Origin of the sequence: Pseudomonas sp. dw_358, from assembly GCF_018449655.1 — a bacterium.
Taxonomy (GTDB): Bacteria; Pseudomonadota; Gammaproteobacteria; order Pseudomonadales; family Pseudomonadaceae; genus Aquipseudomonas.
This window is the reverse complement of record NZ_JAAVUX010000012.1, coordinates 96908-113005: the sequence shown is the minus strand read 5'-3', so window position 1 is coordinate 113005 and position 16098 is coordinate 96908. Positions and strand designations below refer to the sequence as shown.

General features: G+C 62.2%; 15 protein-coding genes and 1 riboswitch. Of the genes, 10 read left to right on the top strand and 5 right to left on the bottom strand.

Annotated features, from left to right (window positions below; all coding sequences use genetic code 11):
* Positions 1-22: 22 nt before the first annotated feature.
* From cysM to HB675_RS17825, 5 genes are all read left to right on the top strand, one after another.
* Positions 23-925, top strand: coding sequence for a cysteine synthase CysM (gene cysM / locus HB675_RS17845; protein ID WP_213879915.1), 903 nt, complete (start codon positions 23-25; stop codon positions 923-925).
* On the top strand, positions 925-2310 hold the full coding sequence (gene rlmD, locus HB675_RS17840) for a 23S rRNA (uracil(1939)-C(5))-methyltransferase RlmD (RefSeq protein WP_213879913.1): 1386 nt from the start codon (positions 925-927) through the stop codon (positions 2308-2310). The genes cysM and rlmD overlap by 1 nt, the downstream gene beginning before the upstream one ends.
* 81 nt (positions 2311-2391) lie before the next feature.
* Positions 2392-4635, top strand: a complete 2244-nt coding sequence (gene relA / locus HB675_RS17835; RefSeq protein WP_213879911.1) for a GTP diphosphokinase — start codon at positions 2392-2394, stop codon at positions 4633-4635.
* A gap of 107 nt (positions 4636-4742) precedes the next feature.
* On the top strand, positions 4743-5576 hold the full coding sequence (mazG, locus tag HB675_RS17830; protein WP_213879909.1) for a nucleoside triphosphate pyrophosphohydrolase: 834 nt from the start codon (positions 4743-4745) through the stop codon (positions 5574-5576).
* Between the two features lie 17 nt (positions 5577-5593).
* The gene (locus tag HB675_RS17825; protein ID WP_213879907.1) at positions 5594-6136 is read left to right on the top strand and encodes a DUF2058 domain-containing protein; all 543 of its coding nucleotides are present in this window, start codon (positions 5594-5596) and stop codon (positions 6134-6136) included.
* A gap of 65 nt (positions 6137-6201) precedes the next feature.
* Here the strand turns inward: HB675_RS17825 and HB675_RS17820 are convergent, their stop codons facing one another.
* From HB675_RS17820 to purM, 4 genes are all read right to left on the bottom strand, one after another.
* Positions 6202-6390 carry a hypothetical protein gene (locus HB675_RS17820; RefSeq protein ID WP_213879905.1) on the bottom strand — a complete coding sequence of 63 codons (189 nt, stop codon included), beginning with the start codon at positions 6388-6390 and terminating at the stop codon, positions 6202-6204.
* A 318-nt stretch (positions 6391-6708) separates the two neighbouring features.
* Positions 6709-7431, bottom strand: coding sequence for a DUF3108 domain-containing protein (locus tag HB675_RS17815; protein WP_213879903.1), 723 nt, complete (start codon positions 7429-7431; stop codon positions 6709-6711).
* A gap of 8 nt (positions 7432-7439) precedes the next feature.
* Positions 7440-8108 carry a phosphoribosylglycinamide formyltransferase gene (gene purN / locus HB675_RS17810; RefSeq protein WP_213879901.1) on the bottom strand — a complete coding sequence of 223 codons (669 nt, stop codon included), beginning with the start codon at positions 8106-8108 and terminating at the stop codon, positions 7440-7442.
* A complete protein-coding gene (purM, locus tag HB675_RS17805; RefSeq protein WP_213879899.1) occupies positions 8108-9166 on the bottom strand; it encodes a phosphoribosylformylglycinamidine cyclo-ligase in 1059 nt (352 codons plus the stop codon). The genes purN and purM overlap by 1 nt, the downstream gene beginning before the upstream one ends.
* 232 nt (positions 9167-9398) lie before the next feature.
* Between purM and HB675_RS17800 the strand changes: the two genes are divergently transcribed.
* From HB675_RS17800 to HB675_RS17780, 5 genes are all read left to right on the top strand, one after another.
* Positions 9399-10448 carry a DUF2066 domain-containing protein gene (locus HB675_RS17800; RefSeq protein WP_213879897.1) on the top strand — a complete coding sequence of 350 codons (1050 nt, stop codon included), beginning with the start codon at positions 9399-9401 and terminating at the stop codon, positions 10446-10448.
* Between the two features lie 47 nt (positions 10449-10495).
* Positions 10496-11569 (top strand): AI-2E family transporter, encoded by a 1074-nt coding sequence (locus HB675_RS17795; RefSeq protein ID WP_213879895.1) that lies wholly within the window; start codon positions 10496-10498, stop codon positions 11567-11569.
* 110 nt (positions 11570-11679) lie between these two features.
* Positions 11680-12384: a DnaA regulatory inactivator Hda gene (gene hda, locus HB675_RS17790; RefSeq protein WP_213879893.1), complete on the top strand. Its 705-nt coding sequence runs from the start codon at positions 11680-11682 to the stop codon at positions 12382-12384.
* 560 nt (positions 12385-12944) lie between these two features.
* A complete protein-coding gene (locus HB675_RS17785) occupies positions 12945-13652 on the top strand; it encodes an NlpC/P60 family protein (protein WP_213879891.1) in 708 nt (235 codons plus the stop codon).
* Positions 13653-13784: 132 nt separating this feature from the next.
* A complete protein-coding gene (locus HB675_RS17780) occupies positions 13785-14327 on the top strand; it encodes a C40 family peptidase (protein ID WP_213879889.1) in 543 nt (180 codons plus the stop codon).
* 66 nt (positions 14328-14393) lie between these two features.
* Here the strand turns inward: HB675_RS17780 and HB675_RS17775 are convergent, their stop codons facing one another.
* Positions 14394-15707: a sorbosone dehydrogenase family protein gene (locus tag HB675_RS17775; protein WP_213879887.1), complete on the bottom strand. Its 1314-nt coding sequence runs from the start codon at positions 15705-15707 to the stop codon at positions 14394-14396.
* 111 nt (positions 15708-15818) lie between these two features.
* Positions 15819-16040: riboswitch (cobalamin riboswitch) on the top strand.
* Positions 16041-16098 lie beyond the last annotated feature (58 nt).

Sequence of the window (16098 nt, the reverse complement as noted above, 5' to 3'; positions counted from 1 at the left end):
CAGGCCGGATTGCGAATACATCATGACCGTGCAGTACCTCACCATCGCCGATTGCGTCGGCAATACCCCACTGGTGCGCTTGCAGCGCCTGGCCGGTGTGACCAGCAATACTCTGCTGCTCAAGCTGGAGGGCAACAATCCGGCTGGCTCGGTCAAGGACCGTCCCGCGCTGTCGATGATCAGCCGCGCCGAAAGCCGTGGGCAGATCCAGCCTGGCGACACGTTGATCGAGGCGACCTCGGGCAATACCGGCATTGCCTTGGCCATGGCGGCGGCAATCAAGGGCTACAAGATGATCCTCATCATGCCCGACAACTCCACCGCCGAGCGCAAGGCCGCCATGACGGCCTACGGTGCGCAACTCATTCTGGTCACCCGTGAAGAGGGCATGGAAGGTGCCCGCGACCTGGCCGAACGCATGCAGGCCGAAGGCCGTGGCAAGGTACTCGATCAGTTTGCCAACGGCGACAATCCGGAAGCGCACTACCGCAGCACCGGTCCGGAAATCTGGCAGCAGACCGAGGGCACCATTACCCACTTCGTCAGCTCCATGGGCACCACCGGGACCATCATGGGCACCTCGCGCTACCTCAAGGAGCGCAACCCCCAGGTGCAGATCGTCGGCTTGCAGCCCATGGAAGGCTCGGCCATTCCCGGTATTCGCCGCTGGCCGCAGGAATATCTGCCGAAGATCTACCAGGCCGAGCGCGTCGATCGCATCGTCGACATGGCTCAGGCCGAAGCCGAAGACGTGACCCGGCGCCTGGCCCGCGAGGAAGGCATCTTCTGCGGCGTGTCCTCGGGCGGCGCGGTGGCGGCCATGTTGCGCTTGTCTCAAGAGCTGGAAAACGCGGTCATCGTCGCCATCGTCTGTGACCGCGGCGATCGCTACCTGTCCAGCGGCATTTTCGACGCGCCCAACTGATGGCCGGCAAAGGCAAGCCCGGGCTGCGTTTCCAACCTGCGGGCGGCACGCGCATCAGCCAGATTCCGGCCGGCAAGAAACAGCGCCTGACCATCGAGCGCCTGAGCAGTGACGGCCGCGGCATCGCATTTCTGGACGGGCGTACCTGGTTTGTCGCCGGTGCCCTGGCCGATGAAGAGGTCGAGGCACGGGTGCTCAACGCCCATGGCAAAGTGGTGGAAGCGCGCACCGAGCGGGTCTACACCGCCAGCCCCAGCCGCCGCACGGCGCCTTGCAAGCACTTCGGCACCTGCGGCGGTTGCAGCGTGCAGCATTTACCTCACGCCGAGCAGTTGCAGCTCAAGCAGCGCCAACTGACCGAGCAGTTATCCCGTGTCGCCCATATCGAGCCCCAGGAGTGGGCAGCGCCGTTGGCGGGCCCGGAACTGGGCTACCGCCGCCGCGCGCGGATCGCGGTGCGCTGGGATCAGCGTGCGCGCCGTCTGGACGTAGGGTTTCGTGCCGCCGCCAGCCAGGACATCGTGCCCATCGATGACTGCCTGGTGCTGGTACAGCCTTTGCAGGCACTGATGAAAACGCTGCCTGCGCTGTTGCACGGCTTCGTCAAGCCACAGGTGCTGGGGCATGTCGAGTTGTTCAGTGGTACTGGCCAAGCGCTACTGTTACGCCATGTAGCACCGCTGGCAGAGGCTGATCTGGCTTCTCTGCAACAGTTTTGCCGTGAGCACGACGCACAGCTGTGGCTGCAGGGCGATGGCGAGCCGCAGCCTGACCAGCCCGAGCAGCCGTTGGGCTATGCCTTGCGACCCTGGGGTTTGCAGTTGGCGTACCAGCCGGGTGATTTTGTCCAGGTCAACGCCGAGGTCAATACGGCGATGATCGAGCAGGCGCTGAACTGGTTGGCGCCGAGCCGCGATGAGCGAGTTCTGGACCTGTTCTGCGGCCTCGGCAATTTTGCCCTGCCATTGGCGGGCCTGGCCCGAGAGGTGGTGGCCGTGGAAGGCGTCGGCGTAATGGTCGAGCGCGCCGCGGTCAACGCGGTCAGCAACGGGGTCGGCAATGCGACATTTTTTCAGGCGGATCTGGCGCAGCCTCTGGCCGGGTCTCCATGGGCGAAGGAGGGGTTTGCTGCAGTGCTCCTCGACCCGCCCCGCGATGGCGCTCTGGAGGTGGTGAAACATGTTGCCGCCCTGGGTGCGAAGCGATTGGTTTATGTGTCCTGCAATCCTGCAACTCTGGCGCGCGATGCGGTCGAATTGCTCAAGCAGGGCTACAGGTTAAAACGGGCCGGAATCCTCGACATGTTTCCGCAAACCGCACATGTCGAGGCGATGGCGTTATTCGAAACGAGCCAGGAAGGCTCGTCAACTCCGACTGGCGTGTAGCAACACTGCCCTGCCGGCCCAGCAGGGGCTTAGCCAGCGATTGTTGATGCATTTCGATGCATCTTAGGGAAGGTAACCAAGATGGTACAGGTGAGAGCACACCAGCCGGTCAACACTGACGGCAGTATCAATCTCGATGCATGGCTCGACCACATCGTCAGTGTCGACCTGGTGCTCGACCGCGGGGCCCTCAAGGCGGCCTGCGAGTTCGCGCTGCAGGCCGAGCAACTCGGTAACATGGCCAAGCATTCATGGGCCGATGGCACCTCGTGTTTCCAGGCGGGTCTGGAGATCGCCGAGATTCTCGCCGATCTCAAGCTCGACCAGGACTCGCTGATGGCGGCGGTCATCTACCGCGCCGTGCGTGAAGGACGGGTCACCCTGGCGGAAGTGGAAGCCCGCTTCGGCGGTACCGTCACCAAGCTGATCGACGGCGTGCTGCGCATGGCCGCCATCAGCGCCAGCCTGAGCCCTCGCCAGTCGCTGGTGCTGGGCTCCCAGGCCCAGGTCGAGAACCTGCGCAAGATGCTGGTGGCCATGGTCGACGATGTCCGCGTGGCTTTGATCAAGCTGGCCGAGCGCACCTGCGCCATTCGCGCGGTGAAAAGCGCCGACGACGAAAAACGCAATCGGGTCGCCCGCGAAGTCTTCGACATCTACGCTCCGCTGGCCCACCGGCTGGGTATCGGCCATATCAAATGGGAGCTGGAAGACCTGTCTTTCCGCTACCTGGAGCCCGATCAGTACAAGCAGATCGCCAAGCTGCTGCACGAGCGGCGCATGGACCGGGAACGGTTCATCAGCGAAGTCATGAGCCAGCTGCACGACGAACTGCTCAATACCGGGGTCAAGGCCGACATCAGTGGCCGGGCCAAGCACATCTATTCCATCTGGCGCAAAATGCAGCGCAAGGGCCTGGAATTCAGCCAGATCTACGACGTTCGCGCCGTACGCGTGCTGGTTCCGGAAATGCGCGACTGCTACACCGCGTTGGGCATCGTGCACACCTTGTGGCGGCACATCCCCAAGGAGTTCGACGACTACATCGCCAATCCCAAGGAAAACGGCTACCGCTCGCTGCATACCGCCGTGATCGGGCCTGAAGGCAAAGTGCTGGAGGTGCAGATCCGCACCCACGCCATGCACGAAGAGGCCGAGCTGGGGGTCTGTGCCCACTGGCGTTACAAAGGCACCGACGTCAAATCCGGGTCCAACCACTACGAAGAGAAGATCTCGTGGCTGCGCCAAGTGCTCGAATGGCACGAGGAACTGGGCGACATTGGTGGCCTGGCCGAGCAGTTGCGGGTCGATATCGAGCCCGACCGGGTCTATGTGTTCACCCCCGACGGCCATGCCATCGACTTGCCCAAGGGCGCGACGCCGCTGGACTTCGCCTACCGGGTGCACACCGAAATCGGCCACAACTGCCGGGGCGCGAAGATCAACGGGCGGATCGTGCCGCTCAACTACAGCCTCAACACTGGCGAGCAGGTGGAGATCATCACCAGCAAGCACGGCACGCCGAGCCGCGACTGGCTGAACTCCAACCTGGGCTACGTGACCACGTCCCGGGCCCGGGCCAAGATTGTCCACTGGTTCAAGTTGCAGGCCCGCGACCAGAACGTCGCCGCCGGGCGCACCCTGCTCGAGCGCGAGCTGAGCCGCCTGGGGCTGCCGCAGGTGGATTTCGATCACCTGGCCGAGAAGGTCAACTACAAGACCGCCGATGACATGTTCGCTGCCCTCGGTGCAGGGGATCTGCGCATTGCCCATCTGGTCAATGCCGCCCAGCAGCTGGTGGAGCCCGAGCGCGGCAACGAGCAATTGGAGCTGATTCCGCGCAAGGCTACCGGCTACAAGCCTGGCAAGCGTGGCGACATCCAGATCCAGGGCGTCGGCAACCTGATGACGCAGATGGCAGGCTGCTGCCAGCCTTTGCCGGGCGATGCCATCGTCGGCTACATCACCCAGGGGCGCGGCGTGAGCATTCACCGTCAGGACTGTGCCTCGGTGCTGCAACTGGGCGGACGCGAGCCAGAGCGCATCATTCAGGTCAGCTGGGGGCCAGTGCCGGTGCTCACCTATCCCGTGGACATCATCATTCGCGCCTACGACCGTTCCGGTCTGCTGCGTGACGTATCCCAGGTGCTGCTCAACGAGCGGATCAACGTGCTGGCGGTGAACACCCGCTCGAACAAGGAAGACAACACCGCGCTGATGTCCCTGACCATCGAGATTCCCGGCCTGGATGCGCTGGGTCGCTTGCTGGGGCGCATTTCGCAGTTGCCGAACATCATCGAGACGCGGCGTAATCGCACGCCTTGATACCCGTCTTCGGCCGGGCTCTGTGGGGGCAGGCCTTGGCCGCGATAGCGTCGCTGCCAAGGCCTGCTGCCACGAGACGCCATTGGCCAGCATCGAGAACTTAGCGAATGTACAGCCTGCAAGACCTTCTCAACCTTATGGCCCGCCTGCGCGACCCGCAATATGGCTGCCCCTGGGACCTCAAGCAGAACTACGCGAGCATCGTCCCGCACACCCTCGAAGAAGCCTACGAAGTGGCCGACGCCATCGAGCTGGGCGATTTCGACCAGCTGCGCGGCGAGCTGGGCGACTTGCTGTTCCAGGTGGTGTATTACAGCCAGCTTGCCCGTGAAGAGGGCCGATTCGAATTCGACGCGGTGGTCGATGGCATCACCCGCAAGTTGATCCGCCGCCATCCTCATGTGTTTCCCACCGGCGACCTCTACGGGCCTCTGGACTTGCCCAGGCTGGATGACACTCAAGTCAAACAGCGCTGGGAGGAGATCAAGGCCCAGGAGCGTGCGGAGAAAGCCACGGTGCCCGAACAACTGTCATTGCTCGACGATGTGCCGGCGGCACTGCCGGCCCTGAGCCGCGCCGCCAAGTTGCAGAAGCGCGCGGCTACCGTGGGCTTCGACTGGCCGGCGGCACTGCCGGTGGTGGACAAGGTCCGCGAAGAGCTGGATGAAGTGCTGGAAGCCATGGCCGGTGGCGACACGCTGGCCATAGAGGACGAGCTGGGCGACCTGCTGTTCAGCGTGGTCAATCTGGCTCGCCAGCTCAAGGTCGACCCGGAAAACGCCCTGCGCGGCGCCAATCGCAAGTTCGATCGGCGCTTTCGTTTTATCGAACAGGCATTGCGCGACAGGGGTCGTCCGATTGAAGATTGTGCCCTGGATGAGCTGGACGCTCTGTGGGGCGAAGCCAAACGTCAGGAAAAGAACCTGCCCAGCTGCGGCTGAGCCTAAGTGAGTACACCATGAGTATTTCCCTTCGCGACCAATTGCTGAAAGCCGGTCTGGTCAACCAGAAACAGGTCAAGCAGGTCAGTAAAGAAAAACAGAAACAGAAACGGATGGAGAACAAGGGCCAGGTCGAGGTGGATGACACCCAGCAGCGCCTGGCACAGGAAGCGATGGCCGAAAAGGTCAGGCGCGACCAGGAGCTCAACCGTCAGCAACAGGAAAAAGTCGAGCAGAAGGCCCGTGCCGCGCAGGTCAAGCAACTGATCGAAGCGACGCGCCTGCCCAAATTGACCGGCGAGGATTACTACAACTTCGTCGATGACAAGAAGGTCAAGCGCCTGTCCGTCAATGCGTTGATGCGCAGCAAGCTGAGCAGCGGGGCGCTGGCGATCGTGCAGCATGGCGGGGGTTATGAAGTCATCCCGCGCGAAGCGGCACTCAAGGTCCAGGAGCGCGACCCACGCCGTATTGTGTTGCTCAACACGGCCACCGAGGAAGTGGAAGCCGGTGATGATCCGTATGCGGCCTACAAGATCCCTGACGATCTGATGTGGTAATCACCTCGCCCTGAAACGACAAACCCCGCCGAAGCGGGGTTTGTCGTCTTGAAGGCAGACAACCATTAACTGGCTTGCTGCTGGCGTTTACTTTCCAGTACTTCCAGCTCGGCTTTGTAGTTCTGGGCATCGCTTTCGTTGTGGAACATGCCGACCAGCAGGTCTTGCTGATAGACATCCCAGATACGAATACCGGCGGCTACGCCTTCGTGGGACTTATGGGAATCGTCGCGTTCGCTTACTTTCACAGTCATTCTGAATGCTCCAATTGCATTGATCTTCAGCAGCACCTCGGGTGCATGGCTTTGTTATATATTTTCGTAGCCGGCTAAGTAAATGAACATTTGCGGCAAGTAGTTGTTGCAGGAATTCACATAATCCTGAAACCCGCGTGCTAGCTGGGCTGCGTCGCTTTGTCGCAGGCTAGAGCGGTTGATGAATTTTTGTTTAGGTTGGCTGATCATCACCTGGATCGCGTCATGACCTTTGTCGCGATGCAGGTCAGGCGATATCGGATCATCGGTCGCAAAAAAGCCCCACCGAAGTGAGGCTTTTATCTGTCAGGCCAGCGATCAGCTGCCTTTCACTGCTTTGCCATCCACCGTGCCGTCTTGCAGCATGATGTTGTATTCCTTGCCATCGGTCTCGACCTGCTGCAAACGCACCAGCAGGTAGTTCCAGTCCTTGGCGAACCACAGCACGGTGGTGCGTTTGGTCTGCGTCGGGTCACGCACGCGTTCGACCTTGACGGCATCGATCTGGCCGGCCTTGGTGTCGACCTTCTCGGTGCCCAGCACGCGGAAGTCATAGGTCTCGATCTCGTTGCCGTCGACCACCTGGTAGCTCATGCTCTTCTTGCCGGCGGCCACGTCTTGCTGCAGGGCCAGCTGGTAGGTCGACTTGTCCACCACGCCGCGGTTGAGCGGCAGCTTGATGGTGTCGTTGCGGTCGGTGCCGGTGACCTGCTTGGCCGCCCAGTCGAAGGTCAGATCGACTTTCTTGGTCTTGCCCAGGCCGCCACGTTCGAAGTGATAGGTCTGAGGTTGCAGCACATCCTTGTCGACCTTGATAGTGCTGCTTTCGGTGAGGCTGGCGATCATCATCGCGGCCTTGAAATTGAGGGTCCAGGTGTCACCCTCCTTGCTCAGGCTGCGCTCGGCGGTGCCGCTCATGGGCAGCTGTTTCCAGTCGGCGGTGTAGCTGGCGGAGAATGGCTTGAGGTCGGCGGCCGTGGCCGTCGAGGCAATCAACGGCGAGGCAATCAGAGCGAGGGCGAAAAGCAAAGCGCGACGCATAAAAACTCCTAGGTTCGAATCAAGTGGCCGCTGGCCCCGAGGTACTGGCCGTCCAATATTGCACCTTGGGCACCCAGGCTCAAGCGGCCTTCGGCGAACCAGCGCACGGCCAGTGGGTAGATCTGGTGTTCCCGTGCATGCACCCGCGCCGCCAGACGCTGAGCGTCATCGTCGGCCTGAATCGGGATGGCAGCCTGTACGACCAGAGGGCCGCCATCGAGTTCCTCGGTGACGAAGTGCACGCTGCAGCCATGCTCGCGGTCACCGGCCTCCAAGGCGCGCTGGTGGGTATGCAGGCCTTTATACAGGGGCAGCAGGGAAGGGTGGATGTTCAGCAGGCGACCTTCATAGTGGCGCACGAAGGTGACACTGAGGATACGCATGAAGCCGGCGAGCACCACAAGGTCCGCGCCAAAGTTGTCGATGCATTCAGCCAAGGCCTGATCGAAGGCTTCGCGGTCGACGTAGGCCTTGTGATCGAGGACGGCTGTGGCGATACCCGCGTCCCGGGCTTTTTGCAGGCCCAAGGCGTCGGCACGGTTGGAGATCACCGCGCGGATGCGCGCGGGATACGCGGGAGCTGCCTGGGCAATGCTGTCGATCAGGGCCTGCAGGTTGCTGCCGGTACCCGACAGCAACACTACGACGTTGCAGTGCCCGGAGGTGAACGCCGGCATCAGTGCGCCTTGAGGTTCAGCAACTCGACTTGTGCCGCGCCTTCGGCTGCGACGCCGATTTCACCGATGACCCACGGCTGCTCGCCGTTGGCCTGCAGGTTGGCCAGGGTCTTCTGCACGTCGGCCTGGGCCACGCAGATGACCATGCCGACGCCGCAGTTGAGTACGCGGTGCATTTCGTGTTCGTCGACGTTGCCTTTCTCTTGCAGCCAGTCGAACACCGCCGGACGGGTCCAGCTCGCGACATCGACCTTGGCCTGAGCGCCTTTTGGCAGGACCCGCGGGATGTTGTCCAGCAGACCGCCACCGGTGATGTGGGCCATGGCCTTGACGGCGCCGGTTTCCTTGATCAGCTTGAGCAGCGGTTTGACGTAGATACGGGTCGGCGCCATCAGCAGGTCGGTCAGCGGTTTGCCGTCCAGCTGCACGGTCTCGATATCGGCACCGGCCACTTCGATGATCTTGCGCACCAGCGAATAGCCGTTGGAGTGCGGGCCGGAGGAGGGCAACGCGATCAGGGCGTCACCGGTAGCGACTTTCGAGCCGTCGATGATTTCGGCCTTCTCCACCACACCGACGCAGAACCCGGCCAGGTCGTAGTCTTCGCCTTCGTACATGCCGGGCATTTCAGCGGTCTCGCCGCCCACCAGCGAGCAGCCGGCCAGTTCGCAGCCGGCACCGATGCCGGTGACCACGTCAGCGGCGGTGTCGACGTTGAGCTTGCCGGTGGCGTAGTAGTCCAGGAAGAACAGCGGCTCCGCGCCGCACACCACCAGGTCGTTGACGCACATGGCCACCAGGTCGATGCCGATGCTGTCGTGCCGGTTCAGGTTCAGCGCCAGACGCAGCTTGGTGCCCACGCCGTCGGTGCCGGAAACCAGCACGGGCTGCTTGTAACCCGCCGGGATCTCGCACAGGGCGCCGAAGCCACCCAGGCCGCCCATGACTTCGGGGCGCGCGGTGCGTTTGGCGACGCCTTTGATGCGTTCGACCAGCGCTTCACCGGCGTCGATGTCTACACCGGCGTCCTTGTAGCTCACGGAGGGTTGCTTGCTCATGATCCAGGCCTTTTTGATTCTCGGGTATCGACCGATTGTCATCGGTCTGCGAAGGCGCGCGATTTTATCAGGCTTGCCCGGTAGCGGCTATCACGTCTTGATGAACCGCTGTTGCGTCATCCCCTATGGTGCGGCGGCCATGCAATAATAAAAAACTTTGCGCCGGCCCTGAATGTTTTACCGCCAACAAGGGTCACAGCCACAATCCGTATATTGCCGTCGGGAATAATCCATGCGTTTGAGTCCGTATCTGTTAGCCGGTTGCCTTGCGAGCCTGAGTCTGCAAGGCCACGCTGAAACCGTGAACAACCTGTATCAGGTGCTGGAGCCCGTGGCCACCCAGACCCCGGACGAGCGCAGCGCCGCGACTCAGCGCGCCCTGGAAACCCTGGTGCTGCGCCTGACCGGTGACCCCAAGGCGATCGCCAATCCGGCGCTGGCCGCCGTGCGCAAGGACCCGCAGCAGATCATCAGCCAGTATGGCTACGATGCCGGGCCGCCCCAATCGCTGCAGGTGGAGTTCGACCCCGTCAGCACCGACGCTCAACTGCGTCAGGCCGGGCTGGCCACCTGGGGCAGCAACCGCCCGTCGATTCTGGGCTGGTGGCTCAACGATGGCGCCGACGGTACCAGCAGCCTGGTGGGCGATGGTCAGGCCACCGCCAACCCGTTGCGCCGCGCGGCCCAACACCGGGGCCTGCCTTTGCGCCTGCCGATGGGGGATCTCAACGAACAGCTGGCGGCCACTGCGAAAAACCTCGAAGGCACCGACCCTGCGCCGTTGAAGACGGTGTCCGAGCGCTACAATGCCGATGCCTTGCTGGCGGTGCACGCGCACCAGGACGGTGACAAGTGGCAAGCCAAATGGCACCTGTGGCTGGGCGGCAAGACCGACACCGGCACTGCCGAAGGCACCGATCAAGCCACCCTTGCCGATGCCCTGATGCTGGCGGTCAGTGAGCGTCTGGCGCCGCGTTACCTGGCCAAGCCGGGGGCGAGTACCGACATCACCTTGCAGGTCCAGGGCAACACCCTGGCCCATTATGCCGAGCTCGGCCGCCTGTTGGAGCCATTCGGCGCGCGGCTCAAAAGCGTCGATGGCGACACGGTGGTGTACCGGGTGACCGGCAGTATCGATCAACTGCGGGCTCAGCTGACGCTGGCCAAACTGCAGGAGGTGCAGCCGTCGCCGGTCGTAGCGTCGCCTGTCGCGGTGCCGGGCCAACCGACGGCTCCGGCAGCGCCGACGGCACCGGCCCCCGATCTGGTCTTCCACTGGTAAGCACACCGCTTCCTTCTATCTATATACAAACACAAGGCCACCCCTTGATGACCTATTCACACCGCTGGTTCTGGATCGGCATAGCCTTGCTGGCATGCGCATTCGTGTATTTCCTGCACCCGATTCTGACGCCGTTCCTGATTGCCATCGTGCTGGCCTACATGGCCGACCCCTTGGTCGACAAGTTGGAGGCCTGGGGCTTTTCCCGTACCTGGGGCGTGGTCAGCGTCTTCACGCTGTTCACTCTGATTTTCCTGGCCTTGCTGCTGGTGCTGGTGCCCATGCTCGCCAAGCAGCTGGTGCGTCTCTACGAGCTGGCGCCCCAGGCCCTGGACTGGTTGCAACACGCGGCGCTGCCCTGGTTGCAGACCCACCTGGGCCTGAACGATGGCTTCTGGAAGTTCGACAAGATCAAGGCAGCGATCACCGAGCATATGGGCCAGACCAGCGACATCGTCGGCGTGGTCCTGAGCCAGGCGACGGCGTCGAGCCTGGCCTTGATCAGCTGGCTGGCCAATGTCGTGTTGATCCCGGTCGTGGGTTTCTACCTGTTGCGCGACTGGGACATCATGATGGCGAAGATCCGCAGCCTGCTGCCCCGCGAGCGCGAAGATCAGATCGTCGGCCTGGCCGGCGAGTGCCACGAAGTCCTGGGTGCGTTCGTGCGCGGGCAATTGCTGGTGATGCTGGCCTTGGGCATGATCTACGCCGGGGGGCTGATGCTGGTGGGCGTCGAATTGGGCCTGTTGATCGGGCTGTTGGCCGGTCTGGCGGCGATTGTGCCGTACATGGGCTTTACTATCGGTATCGTCGCGGCCATGGCCACCGGTCTGTTCCAATTCGGTCTCGACCCGTATCACCTGATCGGTATCGCTGCAGTGTTCATGATCGGTCAGGCACTGGAAGGCATGGTCCTGACCCCGTTGCTGGTGGGTGATCGGATCGGTCTTCATCCCGTGGCAGTGATCTTCGCCATTCTCGCCGGTGGCGAGTTGTTCGGTTTTACCGGGATATTGATCGCGCTGCCGGTGGCGGCGGTGATCATGGTGCTGATTCGCCATGTGCACGACCTGTACAAAAAGTCCGATATCTATGGCGGCATGGAAGATCCGGATCTGTAAACCTTTGATTTTGCTTGGGCTCTGCCGCATTGTGCGGCAGACGTGGCAGGTATAAACTTTGCGCACTTCACACTGAGGCCCTTGGCAGTTCGTCAGAACTGCACGCCAGCATGAAACCGATTCAGCTGCCCTTGGGTGTGCGTCTGCGTGATGACGCCACCTTCGTCAACTACTACCCAGGCGCCAACGCCGCCGCTCTCGGCTACGTCGAGCGCCTGTGTGAAGCCGACGCCGGGTGGACCGAAAGCCTCATCTACCTGTGGGGCAAGCACGGTGTGGGTCGCACTCACCTGCTGCAAGCCGCCTGCCTGCGTTTCGAGCAGACGGGCGAGCCCGCCGTCTACCTGCCCTTGGCCGAGTTGCTCGACCGTGGCACAGGCATCCTTGACGACCTCGAACAGTACGAGCTGGTCTGCCTGGATGATCTTCAGGTCGTGGCCGGCAAGGCCGATTGGGAAGAAGCGCTGTTTCACCTGTTCAACCGCCTTCGCGACAGCGGGCGTCGGCTATTGATAGCGGCTTCCCATTCCCCCCGGGAACTGCCGGTCAAACTGGCCGACCTCAAGTCGCGGTTGACCTTGGCGCTGATCTTCCAGATGCGTCCCCTGTCCGATGAAGACAAGCTGCGTGCCCTGCAACTGCGTGCCTCACGTCGCGGCCTGCACCTCACCGACGAAGTAGGTCATTTCATCCTCACCCGTGGCACTCGCAGCATGAGTGCGCTCTTCGACCTGCTGGAACAGCTGGACCAGGCCTCCTTGCAAGCTCAGCGCAAGCTGACCATTCCCTTCCTGAAGGAAACCCTGGGCTGGTAACGGGGCTTTCTTGCGCTCTGAAGCCCCCAGGTCAAAAACCGGGCATTCACCCGGATCATGCTACCCAATGGCGCGAATCGGCTCGCTGAATGAGATATTTGGAAACAATTTCTTGGCGGCGTTGCGCTGGCGGCCCTTGCCCTTATAAAAAATGTGGCCACAGCAAGCCAGACAGGGCAACGGTTCAAGGGAATTGATTAGAAGCCTAACGAAAAGTTGGCCCAGCCCTTGCTTTGCAAAACATCTCTGCATCGGGCATCGATAAGCCCAGACTATCAGCACCTTTTAAGCTTATTCCTTTCGGCGTTTCACTGAAGCGCACAAACAGACTTTGAGTCTATCGGCAACCTGCGTCCGCGCTGGGTCGGGAACGTCTTTGCCAATCGAATCAACCCCGTGCCACAGCATTCTGTGACCGAGTCCAGAATGCCATTTTTAGAGGTGGGCGTTAGATGAACACGAGTTTCCCGGAAGTCACATTTGGTTCGATTGAATTTGCAAATGATGCCGATAGCGGGCATAGTCCCTCCTTCGTCAATTTCACAGACACGGTTGTGCCCATGCTCAAGCGCTTCGCACCCCTCGTGCCCATCGCACTCGTTACCCTGTTGTTGGGTTGCGCCTCACAGTCGCCGCTCCAGCAGCAAGCTGCCATCCAGCCGGTTTCCATCGGCCCCGTGACCGCCCCGGCTCAGCCGCGTGCGCAGGTTCAGGCATTGCACCCTCATTCCCAGGCTTCGTCCTCGGTGCTGGACGACGAAGTCGCCGCCACCGAAGACGCCACCGAGCAAGAGCTCAGCCAGTTCTCCGGCAACGCCCCCTACAAGATGCCGATGCTGGCTGACAGCATCCTCGAGCGTGGCAAGTCGCTGATCGGCACGCGCTACCGCACCGGTGGCAGCACCGAGTCGGGTTTTGATTGCAGCGGTTTCATCGGCTACCTGTTTCGCGAAGAAGCCGGCATGACCCTGCCGCGTTCTACCCGCGACATGATCAACGTCAAGGCGCCGGTGGTTGCTCGCAACAACCTCAAGCCGGGTGATCTGCTGTTCTTCAGTACCCGTGGCCGTGGCCGTGTCAGCCATGCCGGTATCTACCTGGGTGATGATCAGTTCATTCATTCCAGCAGTCACCGCAGCGGCGGCGTTCGCGTCGACAGCCTGGACGACAGCTACTGGAGCAAGACCTTCATCGAGGCCAAGCGGGCCCTGGCCATGGCGCCGGCGACCAGCGTGGGTTCGAAAGGCGCAGTCATCTCCAGAAACTGAAGCAGTAGAAACTCGGCAGTACCCGGAAGTCAGGCTGTTCTCATAGCCTGCGACACAGGCAACAAGATGCGGCGGCGAGCTTGAGAGCTCGGCGCCGTTCGTGTTTTCGGCAGTAGCATCAGGATCCTTGTTATGTCGAGCCAGGCACGTCTTGCCACTCTTCTCCTCGTCGGCTTTCTCGGCGGCTGCGCCAGCGCGCCCCCTCCGCCCCGGCCTGTGCCGGTGGTCGTTCGCCCGGTCGGACCGGCTCCCGCCAATGCCTTTTATCCTGCAGCGGACGATGTGCTGATCCGTGCCATCGGCCTGGTCGGCACGCCCTACCGCTGGGGCGGCAACACCCCTGATTCAGGTTTCGATTGCAGTGGGCTGATCGGTTTTGTCTACCGCGATGCGGCGGGCATCAAGCTGCCGCGCTCGACGCGGGAAATGATCGAGATGCGTGCTCCGCAAGTGAGCCAAGAGGCTTTGCAATCGGGTGATCTGATCTTCTTCGCCACGGGGCGCGGCTCGGAAGTGACCCATGCCGGGATCTACGTCGGCGAAGGGCGCTTTGTCCATGCGCCGGCCACTGGGGGGACGGTCAAGCTGGATTACCTGGCCAAGCCTTATTGGCAGAAGCGCTACCTGAGTGCCAAACGGGTGTTGCTGCCGGATAACCTGGCCAATAACCGCTGACGGCAGCGGCGCAGATGGCGGCTTCGCGAGCAGGCTTGTTCGCGAAGAGGCCCGCTCTGCCGACTTCTACTTGACCGCAGTCACCCGCCAGATCTTGTTCCCCACATCGTCGGCCACCAGCAGTGCGCCCTGCTTGTCCACGATGACGCCCACCGGCCGCCCCATCGCTTCTTCGTCCTTGTTCAGAAAACCACTCAGCACGTCAGTGGGCATCCCGCTGGGCATACCATTGGCGAACGGCACGAACAACACCTTGTAGCCACTGTGGGGCTTGCGGTTCCACGACCCGTGCTGGCCGACGAACGCACCGTGGTTGAACGGAGCCGGCAGGGCGTCGCCGCTGGCAAAGGTAAAGCCGAGCGAGGCGGTGTGCGGACCTACTGCGTAGTCCGGAACGATGGCCTTGGCCACCATGGCCGGGTCCTGCGGGCTGACGCGCACGTCCACGTGCTGGCCGTAATAACTGAAAGGCCAGCCATAGAAGCCGCCATCCTTCACCGAGGTGATGTAGTCCGGTACCAGGTCGCTGCCGATTTCGTCGCGCTCGTTGACCGAGGTCCACAATTTGCCGCTGTCAGGCTCCCAGGCCATGCCGTTGGGGTTGCGCAGCCCTGAGGCAAAGATCCGGTGGCTGCCTGTGGCCGGGTCCACTTCCCAGATTGCCGCGCGTTCCTTTTCAGCATCCAGGCCGTTGTCGCCGACATTGCTGTTGGAACCCACGGTGACATACAGCCGCTTGCCGTCCGGGCTGGCGATCACATTCTTGGTCCAGTGATGGTTGATCGGCCCGCCCGGGAGGTCGGTGACCTTGACCCCGGGCGCGGTAATGGAAGTTTCCCCGGGTTGATAGGTAAAACGCAGCAAGGCATCGGAGTCGGCTACATAGAAATCATTGCCTGCCAGGGCCATCCCGAAGGGTGAGTTCAGTTTGTCGAGGAACACCGTGCGGGTGTCCGCCACGCCGTCGTGGTCGGTGTCGCGCAGCAGGGTGATGCGGTTGGCGCTGGGCACCGTGGCGCCGGCGCGGCCCATCACCAGCTGGCTGACCCAGCCCTTGATTCCCTTGCTGTCATCCGGCTTGGGCGGTGCATTGGTTTCGGCCACCAACACGTCACCGTTGGGTAGCACGTACAGCCAGCGCGGGTGATCGAGGTTCTCGGCGAAGGCGGCAACTTGAGTGCCCTGAGCCGCGACCGGCTTGGTACCGGCCGGCCAGCCCACGGCCTTGGCGATGTTCATGGTCGGCAGCAGCGTCTTGTTCGGCTCCGGCAGTTTGGGTGACGGACCGGTGCCGTCGGACACTTGCAGGGACGAGGATTCACCACAGGCCACCAATGCGGTGGCGAGGGCGATGGTCAGCGCGAGGTGTGTTTTGTGCATGGGGCAGGCTCCGTGACAAAAAATTCAGCTTGTCAGTGGTAGAGGGGGCAAGGTGCCGAGGGTTCAACCGGAACCGCCCCGGCATTTGACGCTCCCCCCACAACCCTCTAACCTTCGCCGCTTGCTTCAGGTGCCCGACCGTTTCCAGATGTGTCGGGTGAAACAGGGAAGCCGGTGAGCCATGAAAGTGGTGATCCCGGCGCTGCCCCCGCAACGGTAAATGAGTCAAGACCGCGCATCGCGCCACTGCCTGAACAGGCGGGAAGGCGCGCGGTGGGAGGCGCTTGCGCCCGCTCATGAGCCCGGAGACCGGCCTGTCGCCCCCTCTATTGATCTGCCGCGCGGGTGAGAGCGGCATTGACGATTTCTTGCGGCGCCCCTGCGGGCGTGC

Excerpts from the sequence above, each read along its gene's own strand:
- cysM (WP_213879915.1), top strand. The coding sequence starts at position 23 with ATGACCGTGCAGTACCTCACCATCGCCGATTGCGTCGGCAATACCCCA.
- rlmD (WP_213879913.1), top strand. The coding sequence starts at position 925 with ATGGCCGGCAAAGGCAAGCCCGGGCTGCGTTTCCAACCTGCGGGCGGC.
- relA (WP_213879911.1), top strand. The coding sequence starts at position 2,392 with ATGGTACAGGTGAGAGCACACCAGCCGGTCAACACTGACGGCAGTATC.
- mazG (WP_213879909.1), top strand. The coding sequence starts at position 4,743 with ATGTACAGCCTGCAAGACCTTCTCAACCTTATGGCCCGCCTGCGCGAC.
- HB675_RS17825 (WP_213879907.1), top strand. The coding sequence starts at position 5,594 with ATGAGTATTTCCCTTCGCGACCAATTGCTGAAAGCCGGTCTGGTCAAC.
- HB675_RS17820 (WP_213879905.1), bottom strand. The coding sequence starts at position 6,390 with ATGACTGTGAAAGTAAGCGAACGCGACGATTCCCATAAGTCCCACGAA.
- HB675_RS17815 (WP_213879903.1), bottom strand. The coding sequence starts at position 7,431 with ATGCGTCGCGCTTTGCTTTTCGCCCTCGCTCTGATTGCCTCGCCGTTG.
- purN (WP_213879901.1), bottom strand. The coding sequence starts at position 8,108 with ATGCCGGCGTTCACCTCCGGGCACTGCAACGTCGTAGTGTTGCTGTCG.
- purM (WP_213879899.1), bottom strand. The coding sequence starts at position 9,166 with ATGAGCAAGCAACCCTCCGTGAGCTACAAGGACGCCGGTGTAGACATC.
- HB675_RS17800 (WP_213879897.1), top strand. The coding sequence starts at position 9,399 with ATGCGTTTGAGTCCGTATCTGTTAGCCGGTTGCCTTGCGAGCCTGAGT.
- HB675_RS17795 (WP_213879895.1), top strand. The coding sequence starts at position 10,496 with ATGACCTATTCACACCGCTGGTTCTGGATCGGCATAGCCTTGCTGGCA.
- hda (WP_213879893.1), top strand. The coding sequence starts at position 11,680 with ATGAAACCGATTCAGCTGCCCTTGGGTGTGCGTCTGCGTGATGACGCC.
- HB675_RS17785 (WP_213879891.1), top strand. The coding sequence starts at position 12,945 with ATGCTCAAGCGCTTCGCACCCCTCGTGCCCATCGCACTCGTTACCCTG.
- HB675_RS17780 (WP_213879889.1), top strand. The coding sequence starts at position 13,785 with ATGTCGAGCCAGGCACGTCTTGCCACTCTTCTCCTCGTCGGCTTTCTC.
- HB675_RS17775 (WP_213879887.1), bottom strand. The coding sequence starts at position 15,707 with ATGCACAAAACACACCTCGCGCTGACCATCGCCCTCGCCACCGCATTG.